Genomic DNA, 1,748 nt, shown 5'->3' on the forward strand with positions numbered 1-1,748 from the left:
TGGCCTGGGGCCTGTGGCAGCAGAGCACCGGATTGACCGCTCACCTCAGCGAGATCGACCAGGCCCGTATGAACCGCGGCGGTGTCCTGCCCCTCGCCCCCGCGGAGGGGATGGGGCTGTTTGACGCGGCCCTGCGGGTTCCCGCAGCTCTGGTGGTGCCGATCAAGCTGGATCTGCGGAGGCTGCGTGCTGATGCCGTGGCCGGCGGGGGTCTCCCGGGGCTTCTGGGTGGTCTGGTGCATGGCGGGCGGCGCCGGGCACGGGCGGGGGACGGGCAGGCAGGGGCGGGGGACGGCGGTGGCGGTCTTGCTGCGCGGCTTGCCGGGCTCACATCACAGGAGCAGGAGGCGTTGCTGCTCGATTTCGTCCGTGGTCATGTGGCGATGGTCCTGGGTCATGCGGGGATTGCGAAGGTCGGAGCGGAGACGGCGTTCAAGGACTCGGGGTTCGACTCGCTTACCTCGGTCGAGTTGCGTAACCGCCTTCGTGGGGCCACTGGCCTCAAGCTTGCCGCCACCATCGTCTTCGATTACCCCAACCCGCTCACCCTCGCCCGCCATCTCCACCGCGAACTCGGGACCACAACGCAATCCGTGGCCATAACGCATCCGCTGCTGGCTGAACTGAGCAGGCTCGATGCCACCTTGGCCGGGACGCCTGCCGACGACTCGGTCCGCGCGCAAGTGACAGCCCGGCTTCAGGGCCTTCTGGCCTCCTGGTCGCTGGCGAACGGAACCCCGCCCGCTGAGGAGGAGCTCGACTTCGATGCCGCCTCGGACGACGAGCTCTTCGACCTGATCGACACCGAGTTCGGCAACTAGCAACCGCCGACCGTCACAGCCTCTAGGAGCTGAACTCCGATGGCAGATGAAAGCAAGCTTCGCGACTATCTCAAGCGCACCCTCGCAGAGGCACGCCGTTCCCATCAGCGTGTGCTGGAGCTTGAGGCCGAGAAGTCGGAGCCGGTTGCGGTTGTGGGGATGGCGTGTCGTCTGCCCGGTGGTGTGGCGGGTCCGGATGATTTGTGGCGGCTGGTCAGTGAGGGCCGGGATGGTATGTCCGGTTTCCCGTCCGATCGTGGCTGGGATCTGGAGGGCTTGTTCGACTCCGACTCCGACTCCGACTCCGACTCCGACTCAGGCCAGGCCGGCACCGCCTACGTGGCCCGGGGCGGGTTTCTGTATGACGCGGCGGAGTTCGACGCGGGTTTCTTCGGGATCTCGCCGCGTGAGGCGCTGGCGATGGATCCGCAGCAGCGGTTGCTGCTGGAGACCTCGTGGGAGGCGTTGGAACAGGCCGGGATCGACCCCGGGACGTTGAAGGGCCAAGAGGTCGCGGTGTTCTCCGGCGTCTATGAACAGGGGTACGGCTTCAGCACGGCGGAACTGGAAGGGTTTATCGGCACGGGGGCGATGACGAGTGTGGCCTCAGGCCGGGTGTCGTATGTGTTCGGTTTTGAGGGTCCGGCGGTGACGGTGGACGCGGCGTGTTCGTCCTCGCTGGTCGCGATCCATCTGGCGGCGCAGGCGTTGCGGCAGGGGGAGTGCTCGCTGGCGCTGGCGGGCGGGGCCACGGTGATGGCGACGCCGGGGGCGTTCGTGGCGTTCTCGCGCCACGGCGGCCTCGCCGTCGACGGCCGGATCAAGGCGTTCTCGGATGCCGCGGATGGTACCGGCTGGGCCGAGGGCGTCGGGGTGGTGGTTCTGGAGCGGTTGTCGGAGGCTCGGCGGCGTGGGCATCGGGTGCTC

General features: G+C 68.1%; 2 protein-coding genes. Both read left to right on the plus strand.

Annotated features, from left to right (window positions below; all coding sequences use genetic code 11):
- The coding region (locus ACIBLC_RS41945; protein ID WP_399216748.1) for a beta-ketoacyl reductase at positions 1 to 821 on the plus strand (821 nt) is incomplete at its 5' end.
- 39 nt (positions 822 to 860) lie between these two features.
- The coding region (locus tag ACIBLC_RS41950; RefSeq protein WP_399216749.1) for a beta-ketoacyl synthase N-terminal-like domain-containing protein at positions 861 to 1,748 on the plus strand (888 nt) is incomplete at its 3' end.

This window comes from Streptomyces sp. NPDC050535, from assembly GCF_044457665.1.
In the GTDB taxonomy this organism is placed as follows: domain Bacteria; phylum Actinomycetota; class Actinomycetes; order Streptomycetales; family Streptomycetaceae; genus Streptomyces.